General features: G+C 58.8%; 17 protein-coding genes and 1 tRNA gene. 16 read left to right on the top strand and 2 right to left on the bottom strand.

All coding sequences use genetic code 11. From position 1 onward, the window contains the following. Positions 1–19: 19 nt before the first annotated feature. Together VGM18_19595 and VGM18_19590 are read right to left on the bottom strand one after the other, a co-directional pair. A tRNA-Asp gene (locus tag VGM18_19595) sits at positions 20–96 on the bottom strand. Between the two features lie 400 nt (positions 97–496). Further along, complete coding sequence (locus VGM18_19590; protein HEY3975217.1) at positions 497–1705, bottom strand: response regulator transcription factor; 1209 nt, start codon at positions 1703–1705, stop codon at positions 497–499. 821 nt (positions 1706–2526) lie between these two features. Between VGM18_19590 and VGM18_19585 the strand changes: the two genes are divergently transcribed. The 16 genes from VGM18_19585 (at position 2527) to VGM18_19510 (ending at position 22787) form a co-directional block, all read left to right on the top strand. After that, positions 2527–4032 (top strand): sigma 54-interacting transcriptional regulator, encoded by a 1506-nt coding sequence (locus VGM18_19585; GenBank protein ID HEY3975216.1) that lies wholly within the window; start codon positions 2527–2529, stop codon positions 4030–4032. Further along, entirely contained in the window at positions 4029–4697 is a 669-nt protein-coding gene (locus tag VGM18_19580) for a polysaccharide biosynthesis/export family protein (GenBank protein ID HEY3975215.1), read from the top strand. Before VGM18_19585 ends, VGM18_19580 begins: the two co-directional genes overlap by 4 nt. Positions 4698–4705: 8 nt before the next feature. Then, entirely contained in the window at positions 4706–6220 is a 1515-nt protein-coding gene (locus tag VGM18_19575) for a hypothetical protein (GenBank protein HEY3975214.1), read from the top strand. A 55-nt stretch (positions 6221–6275) separates the two neighbouring features. Further along, complete coding sequence (locus VGM18_19570; GenBank protein ID HEY3975213.1) at positions 6276–7880, top strand: XrtA system polysaccharide chain length determinant; 1605 nt, start codon at positions 6276–6278, stop codon at positions 7878–7880. 5 nt (positions 7881–7885) lie between these two features. Continuing rightward, positions 7886–8899, top strand: a complete 1014-nt coding sequence (locus VGM18_19565; GenBank protein HEY3975212.1) for an AAA family ATPase — start codon at positions 7886–7888, stop codon at positions 8897–8899. 33 nt (positions 8900–8932) lie between these two features. Next, complete coding sequence (locus VGM18_19560; protein ID HEY3975211.1) at positions 8933–9796, top strand: CpsD/CapB family tyrosine-protein kinase; 864 nt, start codon at positions 8933–8935, stop codon at positions 9794–9796. A 17-nt stretch (positions 9797–9813) separates the two neighbouring features. After that, complete coding sequence (locus VGM18_19555) at positions 9814–11202, top strand: TIGR03013 family XrtA/PEP-CTERM system glycosyltransferase (GenBank protein ID HEY3975210.1); 1389 nt, start codon at positions 9814–9816, stop codon at positions 11200–11202. Positions 11203–11254: 52 nt separating this feature from the next. Continuing rightward, positions 11255–12457, top strand: coding sequence for an alkaline phosphatase family protein (locus VGM18_19550; protein HEY3975209.1), 1203 nt, complete (start codon positions 11255–11257; stop codon positions 12455–12457). Beyond that, positions 12454–13689, top strand: coding sequence for a glycosyltransferase family 4 protein (locus VGM18_19545; GenBank protein HEY3975208.1), 1236 nt, complete (start codon positions 12454–12456; stop codon positions 13687–13689). Before VGM18_19550 ends, VGM18_19545 begins: the two co-directional genes overlap by 4 nt. Positions 13690–13738: 49 nt before the next feature. After that, complete coding sequence (locus VGM18_19540; GenBank protein ID HEY3975207.1) at positions 13739–14893, top strand: glycosyltransferase; 1155 nt, start codon at positions 13739–13741, stop codon at positions 14891–14893. Continuing rightward, the gene (locus VGM18_19535; protein HEY3975206.1) at positions 14890–15999 is read left to right on the top strand and encodes a FemAB family XrtA/PEP-CTERM system-associated protein; all 1110 of its coding nucleotides are present in this window, start codon (positions 14890–14892) and stop codon (positions 15997–15999) included. The genes VGM18_19540 and VGM18_19535 overlap by 4 nt, the downstream gene beginning before the upstream one ends. 91 nt (positions 16000–16090) lie before the next feature. Further along, complete coding sequence (locus VGM18_19530) at positions 16091–17035, top strand: XrtA system polysaccharide deacetylase (protein ID HEY3975205.1); 945 nt, start codon at positions 16091–16093, stop codon at positions 17033–17035. Positions 17036–17080: 45 nt separating this feature from the next. Beyond that, the gene (locus VGM18_19525; GenBank protein HEY3975204.1) at positions 17081–18337 is read left to right on the top strand and encodes a hypothetical protein; all 1257 of its coding nucleotides are present in this window, start codon (positions 17081–17083) and stop codon (positions 18335–18337) included. 21 nt (positions 18338–18358) lie between these two features. After that, entirely contained in the window at positions 18359–19339 is a 981-nt protein-coding gene (locus VGM18_19520; GenBank protein HEY3975203.1) for a glycosyltransferase family 2 protein, read from the top strand. 56 nt (positions 19340–19395) lie between these two features. Beyond that, entirely contained in the window at positions 19396–20712 is a 1317-nt protein-coding gene (locus VGM18_19515) for an O-antigen ligase family protein (GenBank protein HEY3975202.1), read from the top strand. After that, positions 20709–22787, top strand: a complete 2079-nt coding sequence (locus tag VGM18_19510; protein ID HEY3975201.1) for a hypothetical protein — start codon at positions 20709–20711, stop codon at positions 22785–22787. The genes VGM18_19515 and VGM18_19510 overlap by 4 nt, the downstream gene beginning before the upstream one ends. Positions 22788–22801: the final 14 nt, after the last annotated feature.

Raw genomic sequence — 22801 nt, 5'->3', positions numbered from 1 at the left:
GCAAGTACTGAATTCGAAATGGCGGGGACGACGGGACTCGAACCCGCGGCCTCTGCCGTGACAGGGCAGCGTTCTAACCAACTGAACTACGTCCCCACTTTTGCGCTGCTCGGAAACTGCGTGGTCTATAGGGTCAGCTGTCCCTGCCCTGTCGTTAAATTGTAGCAGAGCAAATTGGAATCGGTACAGATTCGGGGCCAACGGCACTTTGCGGCTTGGCTTTACGCGCCGGGCGGTTCGGCGCGAGTTCCTTCGACTTTGCTCGGGCAGGTTATTTTTTCCTCAGAACTTCTGTTCTTTTTTGCCCGAAGAAAGGCTGCGCACAGCGGACGCAGCGATCTGCGAAACTAAGCCGCCACTTGCCGTCCACGTGCGAATGGGATGAGAAGTGGATGAGACCGAAAATCTCTTTTTAGTAGCTTTCTTTGGCTAGCGGTGAGCCTGGGGCGTGGTCGGGGTTCAGTGGTGTTCTCCTGTGTCAATCAGGCTGTGCCGCCTAGGCGATGGAAAATTTAGCAGACTCCTTTTGCACACCAACCCGGCGGAGGGGGATGGTCTCGCAGTGGTCTTTCTGGAACTCCTGGTTCTGAGATTCATGGTTCTGAGACTCATGGTTCTGGAACTCATGGTTCTGAGACTCCCGGTTCTGAGACTCATGGTTCTGAGATTCATGGTTCTGGGACTCATGGTTCTGGAACTCATGGTTTTGATTTTGGAACAGCTGGTTTCGAGACCTCTCGAGCCATTCGCTTGCGCGCTGTTGAGCCTCAAGAATTTCGACAGAATTCATCGAGTACTGCAATTGGGCCTTGACCTTATTGATTCGCTCGCGCAAGTCCACAAGGGTATGCTCCGACAAAAGGCACCACATGTAAGAGGCGACCGAATCCTGTGAGGTTCCCTGGCCCTTGCGGTAGAGCTCGGCCAAAACGATTTGCGCCTCCGGCGAACCCTCGGTCGCTTCTTTTCGGCAGATTTCGAATTCCGAAATGGGGCTTTTTTCGAGGTCGGGATTTGGGGCGGAGCTTCGCCACGGGGCGGACGGACGCAGGGTCAGATGGAGAAGCTCCATCCGGCTCGAAACGCCGATCTTGTCAAAAATGCGGAACAAGTAGTTCTTTACGGTATGACGACTTAGGCCCAGGCGATCGCCGATCTCGCGATTGGTGAGTCCCTCGGCCAGGGAGCGAACGACCTCGAGTTCGCGCTCGGAGAGCAGACTCATGCCTTGATAATCCAGTGCGCTGATTTCGGGTGCGCTCGCAAGAACATCCAGGACAAACAACATTTCTTTGGCGCTGGCCCAGACCTGGCCGTCATCGACGCAACGAATACATTTGCAGAGATCCGCTAGCGAGGCTTGGCGGCCGAGGACGCCTCGGGCGCCGGCGCGAAACGCCTGCACCACGACTTCGCGCTTGGAAGATTCCAGCAGCATGACTGCGGGCAGGTCCGGATGTAGTGAGCGGAGCGTACGGAGGACCTCGAAGCCGCGACCCGGTTCATCGAGAGTCGAGCTGACGACAGCAACATCAATCTGGTCTTGAGCGGCCGCTTCGAAAACGTCGGCAGGAGTGGCGGCAGAAAGCGCCTGCAATTTCCCGACTCGCTGGATACCCTCGGCCAGAAGTTGACTGTGCAGCGCACTGCTGTCGACCACGATCACGCGTATCGGACGCCCTTCCGGAACTTCGCGTACGCCCATTGACTCCCCCCTTCGCATCCAGCAGCCAGGTTCCACAGACAGATGCTCGTTGGAGCCAATGCATCGTCTAAAGGAACATCTTCACTCGGGGGAGAGGCACTGAGCCCAGCGCTCAAAACGAACCGGTCCGGGAGAGAGACCGAAGTTGAGCACTACTAACACAGATACAGATGAAGATCGCGTGGGGAGATACTTCAAAGTGGCGCGCGACCGGTACAAATTAATGTGATAGTAACATTGCAACCGAGACGATTCAAGTGCGAAGGTTGCATTCTTTTGGACATTGCAGATTTTTTGCAGCGCGACGAAGTAAATTGCGCTCTTCATGACACAAATTGTTAAGAACGATCGAACGATCGAACGCTCTCAAGATTCAGCGCGGGTGAGTCGAACGCTACGTTTTAGTAACCAATCCACAACACCGAAGTAACTCATCCCGCTAACCTTCTCCTATTTCAGTATTTATCGGTGTTGTATTCCCCGACTTAAGAGAGCTGATCAGCGGGGCAAGGAGCCTCGGAGCACAGGGATAGAGACATGTGTCTCACGCCCAGAGTTCTCCAGCTTGTGGGAACAACGGACGTATCCCCGATGAGCCACATGCCACCGGGGAACTCTACCTCTTGCAGGCACTTGCATGTGTCTTTAGGCTTGCGACATCCCCCTCCTTGCAACAAATTCTCCCCCAAGTGAGCGTCCATCAGCATCCGCTGGGCCCATGAACCGCATGGGACTGAAGGGGCGGAGCTGTATCAAACCTCGTAAGTTTCAGCTCATAAATTCACATGATCGATGTTGTTGAACAACGACGGCGAATAGCAATGACCTCGCCGCACATCCTGGTGATGAGCGAAAGCGCGGCGAGCGCCCGGGCGGTGAGCGGCTTGCTGGCAGAGAGGGCTTGCCATTCCCATCTGGTGCAGAACGAAGCGGAGGCTCTGCTACGAGTTCGTCAGCATCCCGCTCCAGACCTGGTTTTGCTGGAACTGAATGGTGGCAAGTACTCCTTGCGGACACTGGAGAATCTGCTGCGTTTCTGTCCGGAAGTCAAAATCGTAGTGGTCTCGGATCATCACGAAACTCGCCAGATTGTGGAGGCGATTCGCCTGGGGGCTCGCGACTTCCTGACGATTCCGGTGGGATGCAGGGAGCTGGAGCAGGTCATTCGGCGGCATGCGCAGTCCGCCGCATCGCGAAGCCTGTCGCTGGTGCGAGAGACGGTTGAAGATTTGGGAGACGGACAATATCTGGTGGCGGCGAGCGCCGCAATGCGGAGGATTCGCAGTCAAGCCGAGCGGTTGGCCCATATCGACGCTCCCGTACTGATCCTGGGAGAGAACTGGACGGGCAAAGCGGGGGTGGCTCGCCTGATCCACAAGTTGTCGGCGCGCTCGCGAGAGCGTTTTTTGCAGGTGAATTGTGCCGCGTCTGCCGGCGAGATGCTGGAAAGAGAGCTGTTTGGCGGCGAGGAAAAGAAACCAAGCGCGGCCAGGCAAGGAAAGATCGAGTTGTGCCACCTGGGAACGTTGTTGCTGAATGAAGCGCTGGCCCTGCCGGCGCGGTTGCAAGCCCAGTTGTTACAGGTGTTGCAGGAGCGTCAGTATTTCCGGTTGGGTGAGGACGATGCCATTCAGGCCGATGCGAGGATCCTGGCGGCGACGAACACGGAGGGCGACGCCGGCCGGGCGGACAGCAACCTTTGCGAAGACCTCTATTACCGGCTGAGCGCTTTCGTGATTCAGTTGCCGCCTCTGCGGGAACGGCGGGAAGACATGCCTGCCTTATTGCAGAACTTCATGGCACGCCTGGCAGCGCAATATTCGCGGCCCCCGGTCGCATTTTCTCGCGCCGCCCTTGATGCCTGCCTGCACTACTCCTGGCCGGGCAACTTAAGGGAGCTGGAAAACTTCGTAAAGCGCTACCTGGTGATGGGGGAAGAAGCCATCGCACATGGGGAACTGCGTTCCGGCGCTGGCCGGCAGCACGCCAAGGGAAGCAAGTGGAGTTCTCCTAAAGGAGCTTCCGCTCGGCAAGCCTCCCAACAGCCTGGAAATGAGGAAGGTCCTGCCTGCCATTTGAAAGCATTAGTGCGCAACATAAAAGACGAGGCTGAAATTCGAGCCATCCGTAAAGCGTTGCAGGATACGGGCTGGAATCGCAAGCGGGCGGCCAAGCTGCTCGACATCAGTTACCGGGGCCTGCTCTACAAGATCCGCCAGCACTCGCTGACAGAGGAGTCGGAATGGGATTCGGCAACTCCCGTGCGGCAAGGGCCTTACTCCCACCGAGTTCCAGCGCGTCACCTAGATTCTCCGGAGGAACGATGAAAAACCAAACAACATTTTCTGCGGCGGCACTCGCCATGTCGATGCTGTGCGGGAGCCTGACTGCGGCCTGGGGGCAGAATCAGAACAGCACAGCCGTAGCGCCGTCGAAGGAATACGCGAAGCTGGTAACCGGCAACGCCGGATCCACCGGCTCGGTGCTAGCGGCAACAACTGGCAAGGAACACTACCTGATCGGAAACGAAGACGTGCTGGCGATCAATGTATGGAAGGAGCCTGACGTTTCCCGATTGGTTCCGGTGCGCTCCGACGGAAAGATCTCTCTGCCTCTGCTGGGCGAAGTGCAGGCCGCAGGAAAGTCTCCGAAGGAACTGGAAAGCGACATTGCCAAAGGATTGCGCGATTACATTTCGGAACCAGAAGTGACCGTAATTGTGCAGGAGAGCAAGAGCCGCAGGTTCAGCATCCTCGGCCAGGTGCAGCGGCCGGGATCGTACCTGTTGAGCGGAGAAATGAGAGTCCTGGATGCGATCGCGATCGCCGGCGGCTTCCGGGACTTCGCCAAAGTGAAGAGCATTCGAGTGCTGCGCCTGGAAGCGGACGGCAAGCAAAGCAGTCTGCCATTCAACTACAAAGACGTGATCAAGGGTACGAATCCGGGACAAAATGTCGAACTCGAGCCGAAAGACACGATCTACATCCCGTGAGAGCCGCCATGCGAATTCTTTCATCCATTTTCGTCGCGATGTTGGTGAGCGCGATCGCGCTGGGACAGTCCCAGGGGGACGGCTCGGCAGCGGCCGCGGTATCGTCGGCGACGTTGCCTGCAATCGCCGGCCCGTCTTCGTCTTCTGCATCTTTCGCTTCCGCATCTTCCTCCAGCGCTTCTACCTCGGCTGCACCCGCGGCGGCGTACGGCTACATTCCGTTTGCAGGCAGCTCACAGGGAGCGGAGGCTGATGTCGACTCGTCGAATCCGAATACGCCGTGGCTGCCGGTGCTGATTAATGGCGAGACGCCGTCGGCGGCTTTCGCAGGAGAGCTCGAACGAAACAACCAGATCTCCGGCGGAATGACTGTTGCCAGCGGTTACGACGAGAACGCACTGACGCAGAACGGCGGCCAGGTTGACAATGCGAGCGTCTCATTCCTGCCCAGCCTGTCCTGGGAGCAATCCCGGCCGCACGGACTGTTCGATCTGAGTTATAGCCCAGGCTTCACCGTGAACCAGGCGCTGCCCGAGCTGAACAGCTCGACCCAGAATGCCGGGATGAATTCGCAGCTTCGGTTGACGGAAAACCTCACCTGGAGAATTCGCGACGCATTCGTCGCAACGAATAACGGTTGGACCAATACCACTGCGGATGCACCCGGCAGTGTCTTGCACGAACCGTCGCAGCCGGTGCTGATGCCTCTGGCGCGGACTGTGAGCAATCTGGCGGCAAGCGATCTGATCTACCAGATAGGCGCGGGAACGATTGTGGGCGGCACAGGTTCCTATTCGCTGTTGAGCTATGGCAACCTGCAAAGCGGACCCGGTGCGGAGTTGGGCGTTAATTTGATAGACAGCCGAACCACCGGCGCCGAGATTTTCTACCAGCACAGGATTTTGCCCAAGCACTGGATCGGGCTGACCTATAGTTTTCAGCGCCTCAGCTTCGACGGCGGCCTCGAAGAAACCCAAAGCCACAGTGCGCTGCTGTTCGACACGATTACGATTCAGTCTCACCTGACGCTGTCGCTATTTGGCGGCGCCACGCATTCGCTTACGAATGGACAGGTAGCGCTCGTGACTTCCGGTACGACCGCAACGGCCGGCTCGGCACAATGGTCGCCCAGTGCGGGGGTAATGCTTGGATGGGAAGGCACACACACTGCGGTGAGCGCGACCTTCAGCCGGCGCGTCGAGTCCGGCGGCGGCATCCTGGGAACGGTCGACCGGTACAGCGGGATCGCCACGGTGCGGCGGCAATTCAGCCCGAACTGGACCGGCGCCATCAACTTCATCTACGACAGCAACCGTCCCCTGGATGGCGCGGAAGGGGAATACCGCACGCTTTCCGGAAGTGCGAGCGCCGAGCGGCGAATTGGACGGCAGATGGCGGCAGCAGCCAGTTACACCCGGGTCCACCAAACCTACGGCGTGGTGATTCCCACCCAACTATTTCCCGACCACAACCGGGCGATGGTAAGCGTGAGTTACTTCTTCAGCCGTCCGCTTGGTCGGTAGCAAGACCGAGCCTCGGAAAACGGACCGGACACAGGAAACAGGACAGAGAAAAAACATGATCGAAGAATTGGAGCAAAGCTCGTCCCCTTCGCGCACCCTTGAGCAATACCGGGGAATCGTAACGCGGCGCCGCTGGTGGATTATTTTGCCGGCGTTTCTCGTCTGGGCGGCAGTCTGGGGTGTCAGCTGGTTTCTCCCGGCGTCCTACAAATCGGAGACGCTGATTCTGATTGAACAGCAGAAGGTGCCGGAGCAATATGTGGTTTCGAACGTTGCCAACGATCTACAGGACCGATTGCAGAGCATGACGCAGCAGATCATGAGCCGCACTCGGCTGCTGCGGATTATCGAACAATTCGACCTTTATGCCGGAAGCCGCGGGCGCATGACCGAAGAGCAGATGGTAGACCGGATGCGCAAGGACATCGAGATTCAGTTGGTGCAAGCGCCCGGTCGCAAAGACGATCTTTCGGCTTTCCGGGTAAGCTACTCGTCGCGCGATCCGCTCGTGGCCCAGCAAGTAACCAACGAACTGACCTCGCTGTTCATCGAGGACAATTTGCAATCGCGGCGCCAGCAGTCGCAAAGCACGACCGGATTCCTCGACAGCCAGATGCAGGAGGCGCGCCAGAAGCTCAGCGCACAGGAAGAGCGGGTGCGCGACTTCAAGACTCACTATCTGGGAGAACTGCCCACGCAGATGCAGAGCAACGTGCAGATTCTTACCGGGTTGCAGGCCCGGTTGCAGGGCGCGACCGAGTCGCTCAGCCAGTCGCGGCAGCAAAAGACCTATCTGGAATCTCTATTGGCGCAGTACCGGGCAGTGCATGACAGCCTGAGCCGCGGCGGCGATCAAGGCCAACTGCCGCCGGCGCTGGACGAAGAAATCGCGCGGCTGAAAGCGCAACTGGCGGAAGTGGCGGCGCGCTATACCGAAAAGCATCCCGACTATAAAAAGCTCAAAGAGCAGTTGCAGACTGCCGAGCGCATGCGGGACAAGATCGCAGCCGAGGTCAAGACGACGCCGGCGGCCGGAACAGACGATAAGACGCCGACCACCTACAGCGATTTGAAGGACATGTCGGCGATGCTGCAGATCGAGAGCCAGCTCAAGGCCAATGAAGTGGAGATCGCGAACCGGCAGCAGCAAGTGAAGACCGTCGAAGCGCAGATCGACGACTATCAGAAGCGCATTAACGAGGCCCCGGTTCGCGAACAGCAACTGGCCGACTTGACGCGCGATTACGATCAGTCGCGGGCCAACTACGAATCTTTGCTGGCCAAGCGCAACCAGTCCGAACTGGCGACCAATCTCGAAGAGCGCCAGCAGGGGGAGCAGTTCCGTATCCTCGATCCCGCCAGCCTGCCCCAGAAGCCCTACAAACCCGACCGCCTGCTGTTAAGCGGCCTGGGCCTGCTGCTGGGCTGCGTGCTCGCGGCTGCCATCACGGGTGCCCTGGAACTGACCGACGATCGCATTCACAGCGAGAGCGATCTCGAAGGCGTGGTGACGGCGCCGATTCTGAGCGAGGTTCCGACACTGCGCACCGTGGCTGAAGAATCGTGGGCTCGTCGCCGCTTCTGGGTCGAATGTTTGGCTGCAAGCCTGATGCTGGCGGCGACTGCGATGGGATTGTTCGCGACGTACTACTTCGGGTAAAGCCTATGTACAAAACTTTTTACGGACTGAAGCGCAGTCCCTTCGAAATCTCGCCCGATCCGCAGTTCCTGTTCCCGACCTTGCATCATCGGGAGGCGCTGGCCTCGATCTATTACGGAATCTGCCGCCGGAAGGGTTTCGTGGTGATGACCGGAGAAGTGGGAACGGGCAAGACGCTGCTGGTGCGCTGTCTGCTCGAACTGCTGAACCGGCAGCAGATTGCCTTCGCCAACGTATTCAACGCCCAGCTTTCCGACCTCGATTTTCTGCGCTACATCGCCGGCGACCTGGGATTGAAGTTGCGCAATCAGCCCAAGAGCGAACTGCTGCTGGAACTGAATCATTATCTGATCGAACGCCACCGCAACGGGCAGACGACGGTACTGGTAGTGGACGAGGCCCAGCATCTTTCGGCGGCAGTGCTCGAGGAGATTCGGCTGCTGACCAATCTGGAGACCTCGCAGCAGAAACTGCTGCAGATCTTACTTGTAGGTCAGCCAGAACTGGAGGAAAAGCTCGAAAGCCATGACTTACGGCAATTGAAGCAGCGCATCGGCCTGCGCTGCCGCCTGGAGTCGCTGACCGTGGAAGAAACCCGCGGCTATATTGCCCGCCGCCTGCGGCAAGCGGGGGCGGGTGAGCAGGCAGAGTTCATCTTCCCGGCGGCGGCGTGCACGGCGATTCACCGCTGTTCCGGCGGGATTCCTCGCCTGATCAATACGATTTGCGAAAACGCGCTGATTACCGCCTTTGCCGCGCGTTGTTCGGAAGTAAAGCCCGAGATGGTGGAAGAGATCGCTCGCGAATTCCGTCTGGGAGTGGTGAAGTCGGCTCCGACGACGGGTTTTGCGGCCACTCCCGTCATAACCGGCCCAGTCATGACCAGCGAACAGGAATCGTTGCTTCGTACATTTCTAAATTTGCTCGAAACACTGGAGCGATCGAGTCAAGGCCGGCCCGATGGTGTGATCTGGCCATCCCCGGCGGCAGCAGAGAAAAGCAGCGTAATTCCCCAATAAGACCGACTAGGCAACGAAAGGGAACCCTAAAGAATGAGTCACGTCTTCGATGCACTGAAGCAGGCGGAAACGGAGCGCAGCGGGCGATCGCTGGACGTTTCTGAACTGGGGGATTTTGCCACCCGGTTGCTGCGCGATGAGATGAAGCAGCAGAAGGTCGACCGCAACTGGATGGACGACGTGCAAGTGGTCAATGTGGCGGCCCGCGAAGAACATCGCATGGTGACCTTGACCGACCCGGACTGCCTGGGAGCGCAGAAGTTTCGTTTGCTGCGGGCGCGGCTCCGTCATCTGCGGGAAAAGTCTCCGCTCAAGAGAATTGTAGTGACGGGAGGAGTGCCGGACGATGGAAAGACCGTGGTTTCGTCGAACCTGGCCATGAGCCTGGCACACCACAATTCGCAACGCGTGTTGCTGCTCGAAGGCGACCTGCGCCAGCCCGCGGCCAGCGCTCAGTTCGGACTCCAGGGACTGCGCGGGTTGAACGAATGGTCGCTGGAGGACAAACCGATCGGCGAGTTCATTTACCGGCTGGGCGCTTCGCAATTGTTCCTGCTGCCTGCGGGAGAACCGGCCGAAGATCCGCTGAAGATTCTGAACTCCAGCCGCTTCGCGGCCACGCTCGATCGAATTTCGGTCTTTTTCGACTGGATCATCATCGACACGCCGCCGCTATTCCCGGTCGCCGATGTGCATTCCTGGGTGAACTACTCGGATGGCGTTCTGCTGGTCGTGCGGCAGGGTCACACTCCGAAAAAGCTTCTGCAAAAAGGGCTCAGGAATCTGGACGGCGTGAATCTGCTGGGGGTTGTAATGAACGACGCGCCGGCGGCGGAACATACCTATTACCGCAAATATTACAACCAGAGCGTGAATCGCGCTCATTCAGAGAAATAGAAAGGTCGACGCAGCCTGTGATTCGTATTCTCAACGTTTATTTTCCATCCCGGACCGTATTGCTGGGGGTGTCGGAGGTGGTGCTGGTCTGCCTGGCCTTTACGCTGGCGGTGTTTGTCCGCATGGGCCAGGACGCCGATCTGCTCTTCGCCGACGAGCACGGCCTGCTGAAGATCGCTCTGGTGGCCAGCACTTATTTACTGTGCATGTATTATCTCGACCTCTACGAATCACAGGTTTTGGGCAATCCTCATGAAGTCCTGACCCGGCAATTACAGGTGCTGGGCCTCGGAAGCGTGATGCTCGCCATTTTTTACTACGTGTACCCGGAAGCGCAATTAGGGCGCGGCGTATTCTTGCTCGGGCTGCTGCTGATGATTCCGTTCCTCATCTTGTGGCGGAAAGTGTTTCGGCGGTTGGTCAAGTCTCCACGCATGTCGGAGAAGACGCTGATCGTCGGACATGGTCCGCTGGCCAAGGCCCTGACGCGCGAAGTGCGGGTGCGGCCGGAGCTGGGCCTGGAGATTGTCGGCTGGGTGGACGTATCGCAGAACGGTTTTGCCATGGACGGCCTGCCCTTTTTGGGGGAACTGTCGGCGCTGCGAAAGGTCGCGCGCGAGCAAAAAGTCGGCCGCCTCGTGCTCGCGCTGGAGGACCGGCGCGGCAACCTGCCGATCGATGATCTGATGGCGTTGCAGGCCGCCGGCGGCGTGGTGCAGCAGGGAGCGGACCTCTACGAGAGCGTCACCGGGAAAATTCCGCTGCACTCGCTGCGCCAGGGATGGCTGCTGTTCTCCTCATCGTCGCATGCCTCGCGCAAGTTTCTGCTGCTCAAACAGGCCTTCTCGCTGGTGTTGTCGCTGGTGGGCTTGCTCGTGAGTTTGCCGGTTCTGGTGGTGATTGCAATTGCCATCAAACTGGATTCCAAGGGACCGCTATTTTATTGCCAGAAGCGGGTGGGAAAAAACGGAAAGGAATTCACGCTGTACAAGTTCCGCACCATGCTCGACGGCGCGGACGCCGACGGCCAGCATCGGCCGGCCCAGGCCAACGACGACCGCTTTACCCGCGTCGGGCGGTGGCTGCGGCGCACCCGGCTCGACGAAGTGCCGCAAATGTTCAACATTCTGCGCGGCCACATGGACTTCGTCGGTCCCCGACCTTTCGTCCCCAGCCAGGAACAGGAATGCGCGCGCCAGATTCCCTTTTACAGCCAACGCTGGGCGGTGAAGCCGGGCGTCACCGGATGGGCTCAGATCAATCACGGGTACTGCGCCAGCATTGAGGACAACATCGAAAAGGCGGCGTACGACCTTTATTACATCAAGCATATGTCGATCGGACTCGACCTTTTCATCATTTTCCGCACCATCAAGACGGTGCTTCTGGCGCGGGGTTCGCGGTGAAGACATCCCGAATTCCCACTCCCATTACTTTCCACAGATCGCCTGAGGTGGCATGTACACGTTAGCCGAGACGATTTCTTCGAGTTCCGAGTCGATTCAACCCGAGGCTAACCTTCGCCTGTTTGTGCTGATCGATGCCCTCGGTTGGGAGGTGTTGAAGGAACATGAGTTCCTCAATGACATCCTTCCGCATCGGCAGCCGCTGCGCACGATTCTGGGTTTCAGTTCAGGAGCAATTCCAACCATCCTGACCGGTAAGACTCCCGCACAAACCGGGCATTGGAATCTCTTCTACTACGACCCGCAAGGCTCGCCCTTTGGCTGGTTGAAGTGGTTTCAGTTTCTGCCCGACTTCGTCTTTGAGCACCGCATCACCCAGAAGATTGTGAAGGAACTCGGCCGTCACGTGCTGGGCATGGGGCCGCTGTTTGAGTGCTTCGTCAGTCCGCGGCTTTTGCCCTGGTTCAATTGGGTGGAGAAGAAAAACATCTACGATAAAGACGGGATTTCGGGCGCACATTCGATTTTCGATCGTCTTGCCGAGCAGGGAGCGCCCTACAAGGTCTACTCCTATCACCACCAGGGCGACGAGGAAATCCTGAAGCAGGCAGCGCTGGATGTTCAGGCCCGGGCCGCGAATTTCTACTTCATTTATCTCTGCGAAATCGATTCCCTGTTGCACCGCCATATTCTCGATCGAGGCAAGCTGGCGGAACGGTTGGACCATTATGCCGAGCATCTGCGCGGCATCTTCCGCGATGCCAAGCGGATCGACCCCAGTGCCAGCCTGACTCTCTTTTCCGATCACGGGATGACTCCGGTGACGGATCGCTTCGATCTGGTGGGGGCGATCGAAGCTCTGGGCTTCTCCATGCCGGACGATTATCTGGCGGTCTACGATTCCACTATGGCGCGGTTCTGGTTCTTCAACTCCGAAAGCCGGGCGAAAATCGCCGAGCGTCTGGCAGAACTCAATTGCGGACGCGTCTTGCCCAATGCGGAACTGCGGGAACTTGGCGTGTTCTTTCCCGACCAGCGCTATGGCGAGATCGTTTTCCTTTTGCATCCGGGCTGGCTCATTTCGCGCAGCGACTTCAATGGCAAGGGCTGGAATCCGATCGGCATGCACGGATATCACCCGGACGACGCCTATTCCGACGGAGTTTTTCTGAGCAGTGAAAAGCCGCCGGTCGCGATCCGCTCGGTGGCGGACGTTTATCAATGCCTGCGGCAGGCGCTAGGAACGGCGCGATGAAGAGTTCGATCAACGAGATCGCCATCCACCTCCAGACCCGAGAAGTCATGAAGCATCAGCCGATCTCGGTATTGCATTTCACCAATGCAACCGCGCGCGCGGGCGCCGAGGAGCACATTCTTACCCTGCTGCGCGGACTCGACCGGCAACAATTTCGGCTCAGCCTGGTATGCGACCCGGAAATTGCGGAACTTATGCGTCCCGACGTGCCCAAGGATGTGGAACTGATACCGCTCACCTTCCGTCGTCTGCGGGATGGCGCAGCAGCATTTCGCCTGCGGCAGATTCTGCGCAGCAGGCGCGTCGATGTGCTGCATTCCCATCTGTTCTGGAGCAGCCTGTTTGCCTCGCCAGTCGGGCATTTCTGTGGTGTGCCGGTGGTGATCGAAACCACGCATGTGCGGGAAGTGTGGAGAAAAGGATGGAAGGCAAACTTCGCGATTGACCGCGCGGTCGGACGATGTGTAGACCGTTACGTCGCTGTCTCCGAAGCCAACGGCCGGTACCTGATTCAGGAGAAAGGCTTGCCGGCCGGGAAAGTCAAAGTGATTCGCAACGGCTCCGACATTCGCCGCTTCGATCCGGAGTACAAACCCGGGGTCGCGCTGAAGACAAATTTGGGCTTGGCAGAGTCCGACCCCTTGGTGGTGGTGGTGGCGCGTCTCGAACCCCAGAAAGGACACCGGGTTCTGCTCAACTCCATGCCGGCGATTCTTGCGGAATTTCCCAATGCGCGGCTGGTTTGCGTGGGTGAGGGCGTTCTGCGCGCTGAATTGGCGGGTCAGGCCCGTGCTTTGGGTTTGGAGCAAAATGTGCGATTCGTCGGAGCGCAGAACAATGTGCAGGACTGGCTGGCGCTCGGGCAGATGAGCGTGCTGCCCTCGTTTTACGAGGGATTGCCGCTGGTGGCAATCGAGTCCCTGGCTGCCGGCGTGCCCGTGGTCGCAACCGATGTCGACGGAACTCCGGAAATTGTCGTCCACGGAAAGACCGGGCTGACGGTGCCGCCCAACAATTCCACAGCACTCGCGCAAGCCATCTGCCTGCTGCTGCACTCTCCGGAATTGCGGCGGCAGTTCGGAGCCGCGGGACGGCAATGGGTTCTCCAGGAGTTTACCGAGGCGCAGCAAATCCGGCGCACCGCGGAACTCTATCGGCAAACCTACTCCCGCAAGACGGGCCGGTCGACCCTGCATGAGTCCCGGCCCGAAACTTCGAGCACGGCGGTCTGAGAATTCGCTCAATCGAGTTGCATTCGGAACCGGTAATTCCTGACTTTTTATGAAAATCGTTTTTTGGATCGGCGCCGGCTGGCTGTTGTATGTCTATGCCGGCTACCCCATCGCTCTCTGGCTTCTCGGCTGCTTTCGGCGCGTTCATCCCGTAGCGGGTGATGCATTGCCCACGGTGTCCGTGCTGATCTCCGCCCGCAACGAAGAAAAAGATATCGAATGGAAGGTGCGCCAGACTCTGGCATGGGACTATCCGGTGGAACAATTGCAGGTGTTGGTGGCGTCGGATGCTTCCGAGGACCGGACCGACGCTCTTCTGCACTCCATTCGCGACCCGCGATTTGGTTTCATCCGTTTGCCGGAACGCGTGGGCAAGAACTCGGCGTTGAACCGGCTGGCCGCGATGGCGAACGGCGATTTGCTCTTCTTTACCGATGCCAATTCCGACATCGATGCGGGATGTCTGCGCCGGATGGTGAGGCATTTTGCGGACCCGCGCGTGGGCTGCGTGACCGGCGTGGAAGACGCCGTGAGTGGCGAACCAGCAGCGGGGCTTTCGACGGGTGGCGGCGCCTATCTGGAGTATGAGTCCGCGATCAACCGACTGGAAAGCGATTTAGGTTCCGTGCTGGTCTGTGACGGGTCCATATTCTGCATGCGGCGCACTCTTTATCGGGATGTACGTCCGGAGCTGGCCAACGATCTCGAATTGCCGCTGCGGGTGGGACGGGGCGGGGCCTGGGTGCTCTACGAACCCAGCGCGCGCTCGCGCGAATACACCACGCCGAGCGCCAGCGAGGAGTTTTCCCGGCGCAAGCGCATCTGCGGCCAGGGCATTCTCGGCCTGTGGACCTTGCGCGAACAACTGACCGGGCTGCGGGCATGGCAGTTCTTTTCACGGAAATTTCTGCGCTGGTTCTCGCTCGCTCCCATGTTCACAATTTTCGTGGCCAGCGTGGCTTTGCGGCTGGACCGCTGGTATGCCGCATTGCTGGGGCTGCAATGTGTTTTCTTCGCGCTCGCCGCCATGGGTTGGCTGATGAGCCGTCAGGGGAAAAGGCCAGGCCGGATCATCGCGCTTCCCTTCTACTTCTTGCTGATGAATGTCGCCGCGGTACGCGGAATCGCCGAGGCGCTGCTGGGCCGGCGGTTTGCGGTTTGGGATATTGCCCAGCTTTCGCGCGGGCGACAGGGGGCGGCATGAGCACCACGATGGTTCAAGCGACGACGGCAGCAGAATCAATGACGGCGGCATCCGATGCCGCAGTTACCACCCGCCTGGCGACTACTGCCTGCGATGCGGCGCGCTGGGAAGCCTTTGTAGCCGGTCATCCGGAGTCGACGAGTTATCACGCCTGGGCGTGGCGGACGGTTTTCACGAATTCATTCGGATGGAAGCCCTATTACTTGATCGCGGAAAAAGATGGCGAAGTATGCGGCGTCTTGCCCCTGATCTGGCAACGTAACTGGCCCATCACGTCTGCGCTGGTATCGATGCCCCATTTGAAGGGCGGCGGAATTCTGGCCAATAGTGTTGAAGCCGCCGAGAGCCTTCTGGCCGAAGCCAAACAGTTGGCGCTGCACTTGAAAACCGATTGCCTCGAATTGCGTCATGCTTCCCTGTCGGAGTCCTGCCTCGGACTACCGGCGCGTACCGATAAAGTCACGTTCGTGGTCGGTCTGGAGCGCGACGAAGAAAAAATGCTGAAGGCCCTCGACGGTAAGGCCCGCAACATGGTCCGCAAATCCATGAAGCAAGGCTTGACTGTAGACTTCGACAGCGAAGGCTGCCTGGAAGAGTTCTATAAGATTTACTGCGAAAACATGCGCGAGCTGGGCTCGCCGGCATATGCGCGGCGCTTTTTCGAGGAGATTCGCCAGGCGCTCCCCGCCAACACTTACATCTGCATTGTGCGGCATCAGGGCAAAGCCATTGCGGGCGCGTTCTTATATGGATTCCGCAATACTATCGAGGCGGTCTGGGCGTCGTCGCTCTATAAGTATCTCGACATGAAACCGAACATGTTTATGTACTGGCACATGTTCCGCTTTGCCAGCGAACGCGGGTACGACACGTTTGACTTCGGCCGCTGCTCGATCGACTCCGGCACCTACCGTTTCAAGAAGCAGTGGGGCGCCCGCGAATTGCCGTTGTATTGGCACCAGTGGCGGGCTGACGGCGCGCCGCTGGCACAGCCGAAGGGAGCGAGCCCGGCCTTTCGCCTGGCATCGTGGATGTGGCAACGGCTGCCTTTGCCGCTCACCAATGTACTGGGCCCGCATTTGATCAAGTATTTGGCAGGCATTTAACGTAACTCCCCTCGCTCTTACTCCCCCGCGGTTGTTCCCGTGGCAGTCTTGCCGTTTCCGCCACCCCAGTTCCACTCCCCCCACCAAACCTATGTCCATCACTGAAGTACAATTGCTGACCCGCAAACCTGCGCAAAGCGTAGCGGCGCCAGGTCCACGAGGCCATTCCGCACGCGCGCGTTGCGTCTTCTCCGTGGATGTGGAGGACTGGTTTCACATTCTGGATGTGCCTTCGGCGCCGCCGATTTCTGTGTGGGACCGTATGCCTTCGCGCGTGGAGGCCAATTTCTACCGGCTACTGGACTTGTTCAGCATGAAGAAAGTTCAGGTCACGTGCTTTTTCCTGGGCTGGGTGGCGGAAAAATTCCCGCATCTGGTGACGGAGGCAGTCGAACGCGGCCACGAAATCGGCTCCCACGGATACTCGCACCGTCTGGTCTACCAGATGGCGGCGCGCGAGTTCCGCGAAGATGCCCGGTATTCGCGGCTGCTGCTCGAAGATCTATCTGGCTCAGCCGTGCTCGGCTACCGCTCGGCAGGATTTTCGATGACCGATGCGACACCCTGGTTTTTTCGGGAACTGGCTGAAGCCGGCTATGTCTACGATTCGTCGGTATTCCCGGCGAGGCGCGGCCACGGCGGCATGCCGGCGGCTCCACGCGTTCCCCATACCGTAGCCCAGGGCAACCATAGCATTGTCGAGTTTCCCATGACGGTGACCGATTTCGGAGCGGAGGATATGTGCTTCTTCGGTGGCGGATATCTTCGGCTGTCGCCCTATTGGCTGATCCGGCGGATGACACGCCAGGTGCTCGACTCGGGGCGGCCGGTGGTGTTCTACATTCATCCCCGCGAGATCGATCCCGATCACCCCCGGCTGCGCATGAGCTTCTCGCGGCGCTTCAAGTCGTACGTGAACTTGCGCTGGACGGAAGAAAAACTTCTGCGCATTCTCGAAGACTTCCCGGTAAGTCCCTTCCGGGACTTTCTTTCGACTGACGGCCGGAGTTGGGAGCTCGACGCGACCACGGCTTGAGCCGCCGCATTTGCTATGTCAGAGTCCATCACTATCGCGAACGAAATGAACGTGGCGCTTCAGCCGCCTCCCGCGTCTGTTCGCCCGGCAATCGTCGCAGGAATAATCCTCCCGGGAATAGTCGTCCGGCAGATCGTCTGCGAAGAAACTGCGGCTGCCTGCGCGGGCCTGACCGGACTCGACGCAATCATTCTGACGGGGAGCATGGCGCGCGATGAGGCCTCCATCGCGAACGATCACGGGATGACGGTGGTGCGCGGCGATGCCGAATTTCTGCTGGTGTTCGCCGAGAACAGTCGTGTTCCGGCGCCTGACGCAGCTGAACGGATCGCGAAAAAGGTGGAAGAACGGCTGTTGGATCGCAATCTGCGGTGCCGCGTCTGCCTCTCTCCGGTCTCGACCATGTTCCTTGAGGAAATGGTTCCCAACATTTTCGGATACGAGTTGCGCTCCTGCGGCCAGGTAATCTGGGGCGATGCGAATGCATTGGCGCGCGTGCCCGCGATGGAGGCTGCCCGGATTCCGCTCGACGACGCAGTTCGTTTGCTATGCAACCGCATGATCGAACTGCTTGAACTGGTCGCCGTGTCGGGTCGGGGATCGAAAGAAACTCAATACGCCACGGTGAAGTTGTATCTCGATATGGCCACGTCGTTTCTGGTTTTTGCCGGAGCGTACCAGCCCACCTATCGCCGGCGGATCGACGAACTGAACCAGCTTGCGGCGACGATGCCGGTGGCAGACGCGCCTTTCTCTCTGTCCGAGTTCACCTCCGCAGTAGAGCATTGCACGTGCTTGAAACTTGCATCCTCGGATTTCTCGGTGGCAGCGTCAGCAACTCTCAGCGTCAACCAGCAACTGATCGAAGGAGTCCGCCTGGCGCATCGGCTGTGGCAATGGGAATTGGTCCGCCTGTTGAAGCTCGATCCCAAATTATCCGACGAACAATTGCTGGCGTGCTGGGCAAGCTCGCAACCCTGGACAGTGCGGCTGCGCGGCTGGGCTCGCGTGTTGCGCGACGCAGACGGCGCGGCCATGCGGAGAAACTGGATGCGTTGGCTAAGGCTCGCGGTCCGCAACTCTCCTCGTCAAAGCATCTACGCGGCGGGTTGCCAGTTATTCTTTCGGCTGCCAAACCTGTTGCGTAGCCAGCGCGACGAATCTCTGACAAAGTGGAGAAGCCTGCTCCCGGTCATTCCCGAAGTCAATGTCGCGCATCCGGGGACGGCAAGCGAGTGGGCTGCTCTCGCTGCCGCGATTGCACGGAATTATCACCAGTTCGTGGAGTTCACTCGAACCTAGCCATCGATACCAGAACCGATCATGAATCACGAAATGACATTCACTCAATTGCCCGCATTGCCCGAGTCGCCTCGGATCAGCATTGTGATCCTGAATTACAAGCGTCTCAGCGCGTTGCAGCAGTCCATCGAATCGGCGTTACAGCAGACTTATGCCAACCGGGAGATTATTGTGGTGGACAATCACTCCGAGGAAGATGTCGCCGGCCTGGTGAACAGTCTCGATCCCGGAATTAAGCTGATCGAACTGCCGGAGAATCGCGGCACCTGCGGCGGCCGCAACGCCGGAATTCGCGAAGCCCAGGGCGAGATCATTATTACGCTCGACAACGACGTGCATTTCGCCTCCTCGTTCGAATTGACCAAAGTGGTGGCAAAGCTGAGGGAGCGGCCGGACGTTCACGTGCTGGCGTTTCAGATGTGCGAAGCGGGCACGGGAGAGATTCGGATACGGGAGTGGTGCCATGCCCGGAACTGGAAACAATTTGGGCAGACGGAATTCGACACGTTTTATTTCGTCGAGGGCGCCTGCGCCCTGCGGCGGGAAGTTTTCGAACACGCGGGTCATTACTATGATCGGCTGTTCATCGGTTGCGAGGGACACGACCTGGCCATGCGGATCCTCGATCATGGCTTCCGCATCCTCTACACGCCCAATATCCGCGTGCTGCATTTGATGTCGGCCGAGACGCGTACCTCGGACCGGCCTTACTATTTTTACACGCGAAACTATATCTGGATCGCGGCCAAAGATTATCGCGTCTGGCCGGGACTGCTCTTCCTGCTGCCCAAGCTGGCTATGATGTTTTATTTCTCGCTGCGCACCAATAGGGTGCGGGCGTTCTTCCGGGGAGTCTGGCACGGACTGCGGGGTCTTGCGCAGGTGTGGGCGGAGCGCACGCCGGTCCAGCGGCGCACGCTGCGTTATCTGGCGGAACTGGAGCGCTGGCGGCCGAACCTGATGCTTCGTCTGGCCCGCCACCGAACGCAGCCGCAAATCTGAAACAGGTATCGAAATAATTCAAAAATAATTTTCGTGACCCACTTTTTGGAACCCACGTGATTCTCTTCTACTTCCTGATTCTGCTGTTGCCGCTGACGACGCATCCCTTGTGGACGCGGACGATGGCCGGCGTGACTCCGATCAAGGCTCTCGGGCTCATGATTGCGGTGTGCGCGCTGGTTCACTTTTTCCGTCGCAACGAGTCTCCCCGCTTTTTTAGCGCTTGGCAGGCTCGTCTCTATGGATTGCTGTTGGTCATCGCAGCGGTATCGCTGGCGGCGAATGGGCAAGATTTCGAGCTGAGACGGGAAATGCTCCAGATTTATGTTTCTCTGGGCCTGCTCTTCTTTGTGACGCTCGTGCTCATCGATTCCTTGCAGTGTCTGCGCTATGTGCTGTTGGCCATGATCGCGGCCACGGCGGTTGCCTCGTTGTATGTCCTGCGCGAATGGCAGGTGTATCACAACATTTATCCCGGGCTGCGGCCGGGCGGGGTTTCCGGGGACTGCAACTACTTCGCGGCTTCCGCCCTGATCACCCTGCCCATGGCCTACTACTTCTGGCGCAGCACGGCCCGGACCTGGGTCCGGCTGTTATGCGTGGCTTCGATCTGGCTGACTCTGGTGGCGATGCTGCTGGGCGCGTCGCGGGGAGGCTTCCTCGGACTGCTGGCGGGGCTGCTCATGATCATTTGGAGATCCCGAGCAAAGCTGCGGAACCTGGTCCTGGTTTCATTGACCATCGGGCCGCTAGTTCTGCTGGCGCCTTCGTCCCCGCTCCGTCGCTTGCTGCAACCCGACTACGCCGACAATCTGGGAAGCGATATACGGATCGTGCTGTGGCGCGCGGGTTGGCGCATGATCCAGGAACACCCGCTGTTCGGTGTGGGCCTGGGCAACTTCGCGCACATGAGTGGAGTTTATGAAGACCGCAGCGCTTTGTATGGAACCGTGACCGACAAAGTGCAGGGCCTGGCCTGCAATGCGTTTCTCGAACTCGGAGCCGAACTGGGTTTAATCGGACTGCTCGTGTTTGTGGGCATTCTGGTGACGACTTACATTTCGCTCGGCCGCGTCCGCCAGCGGACCGGCGGCGCGAAGGCGAACTTATTGAACATGGCGGCCACTTCCATGCAGGTGGGGCTGGTCGCTTTTTCGGTATCCCTGATGTTTCTCTCCGGGCAGTATTTGAAGCCGTTCTGGATGCTGTTGTTTCTTTCCATGTGTCTGCCCGTGCTCGAGGCGCAGCAGCGCCGGAAACTCCGCAAGCGGGAGCCTGCGAAGAAAGAAACGGAGCATTCTCAGCCGGAACCCGAACTTTGGTATGCCGCCACCGCAGTCCTTGGGACTGTGGGAAACGAATTGGTGCGATGAATCTGTTACCGACACGAAGCGGCTTGTGGGCCATGGTACTCGCTGGGCTCGCAACGTTCCCGGCTTGCGTGCGGGCGCCACAGACTGTATTGGCTGCGCCCACGCCGGCGAGAGCCGTTGCGCTCGACCAGTTTGGCGGATTCAGCAACTTATCGTCGCCGAATCGCGCGACCGGACAGTTTAGGGTCGAGAAGCTTGGCAATCGGTGGATGTTCGTCGATCCCGCGAATCATGGATTCTTCATGATCGGCGTTTATGCCCTCAGCGAAGATCAGTCTACCGGCGATACCGGAACGACATACTACCAGCGCACCAGCGCGAAGTATGGCGACCCGGGGCCGAGCTGGGCTACCGCTCAACTGCGGAGGGTCACATCGTGGGGATTCAACGCCCTCGCGCCTTACGCTTCGGACTATGTATTGCCCATCACCAAAGACTATCGCTTGCCGGGAGATCAAACTCAGCCGCTGAAGCTGCCCTTCATCGGGCTTCTGCGTCCGGCTTACTACGGGATGCTGAATCAGAATCAGTGGGCCGCTCAGCCGGTAAAGGACATGATCTACGGCGCGAGCCCCTACTATCTCAACAGCAACGGCTATCGTCCCGGGAGCGGCGTCGCCGATTTTTATGACGGCAACCTCGATACGTTCTATGCCAACGAATTGAAATTCGATCCGTACACGCAGGCCATCAAGGCCTCTGTCCACAAGCAGTACATGGTCGGCATGAGCGTCGATGACGGCGATCAGATGTACGGCTTCGGCAAGGGCCCGGATTTTGGCGGAGGTTACAACAGCGCTCACCTGGGCTGGATCGTTCTGACCATGTCGCCGATGCAAACCGCCAATCCCAACAAAGGTTTTGTTTACCGGGATGCGGTGGTCTATTCCAAGCGCGCGCTCCGCGACCGGTTGACGGCGAAGTATGAAACGATCGCTGCATTGAATGCGGCCTGGGGATCCGACTATACGACCTTCGACTCCTCAGGGACGGCAGTTACCGGAGACAAGATTGGCATGGGCACCGGCTCGCAGTCCGAATTCCATGCAAAGCTGTCCAAACTTGGAATCACACCGATGTCGGTCGCGATCAAAATGGACGGCTTAACCGTGGCGGGCGACCTGGAGCCGGAGGCTCATGGACAGTTGTGGGGTCCGCACGTCTCCGGCGCCATTGACTATGCCACCGGCGAAGTCAGCGTGAAGTTTGCCGATGGACACTTTCCCGCGAGCGGCGCAGCCATCACCGCCGATTATGTCGAGAACGGCTGGGGCATCGGCACAGGATTGATGGATGAAGACGGCCGTCCGTCGCATCAAGGCTGGGTGGGCAAAGACTTCACGTTCCTGAAAGGCATAAGTGCTAACGTGAAGGCCGACCTCGATGACTTTCTCTATCACATCGCAGGGCACTATTTCTCCATGTGCAAGTCGGGGATTCAGGCCTGGATGCCGGGTCTGCTCTATCTTGGACCGGACACGCTCGGAACCTGGGGAGCGCCTTCCAACCGCAACGTTCTGAAAGCCGCGGGCCAATACGTTGACGTAATGTCGATCGGTGGGGGCATGCCGATGTCGCAGGCAATGGTGGACTTCATCGGCACTTACTACGGCGACAAGCCTTTTTATGTCGGCGAATTCCGCACCGCCAACCAGGATTCGGCGATGCGGCGCCCGGCCTCCGTGCCGGAGAGCGACTATCGAACGCAGAATGACCGCGGAGAGGCATACTACAAAGTTGTGACCGCATATCCCAACCTTGCTTATTCGGCGAGTGGTGTCCACCCCTATGTGGGGATCTTGTGGTGGCAGTATCTGGACAACTGGAGCGAGAAGAACGACTGGGGATTGGTTTCGTTGTCCGACAACGCCTATGACGGCAACGAGGCGCGCACGACCGGGAGTTCGAAGCAAGACATTCCCTGCTCGCCGCCGCTCACGAATTATCACTGCGGAGGCGAGCGGCGCGATTATGGCGACGTGGTCTCCTGGGTGAAAAGTGCCCATTCACAAATCCAGCAGATTCTTCAGCCATCCGAGGCGACGGCGCCGACCGTAGCGAACAATCGCAAGTAGTTCTTCTACTCAGC

It is taken from the genome of Candidatus Sulfotelmatobacter sp. (genome assembly GCA_036500765.1).
GTDB lineage: Bacteria > Acidobacteriota > Terriglobia > Terriglobales > Acidobacteriaceae > Sulfotelmatobacter.
The sequence above is the reverse complement of the archived record's forward strand: the minus strand, read 5'-3'. Positions and strand labels throughout refer to the sequence as shown.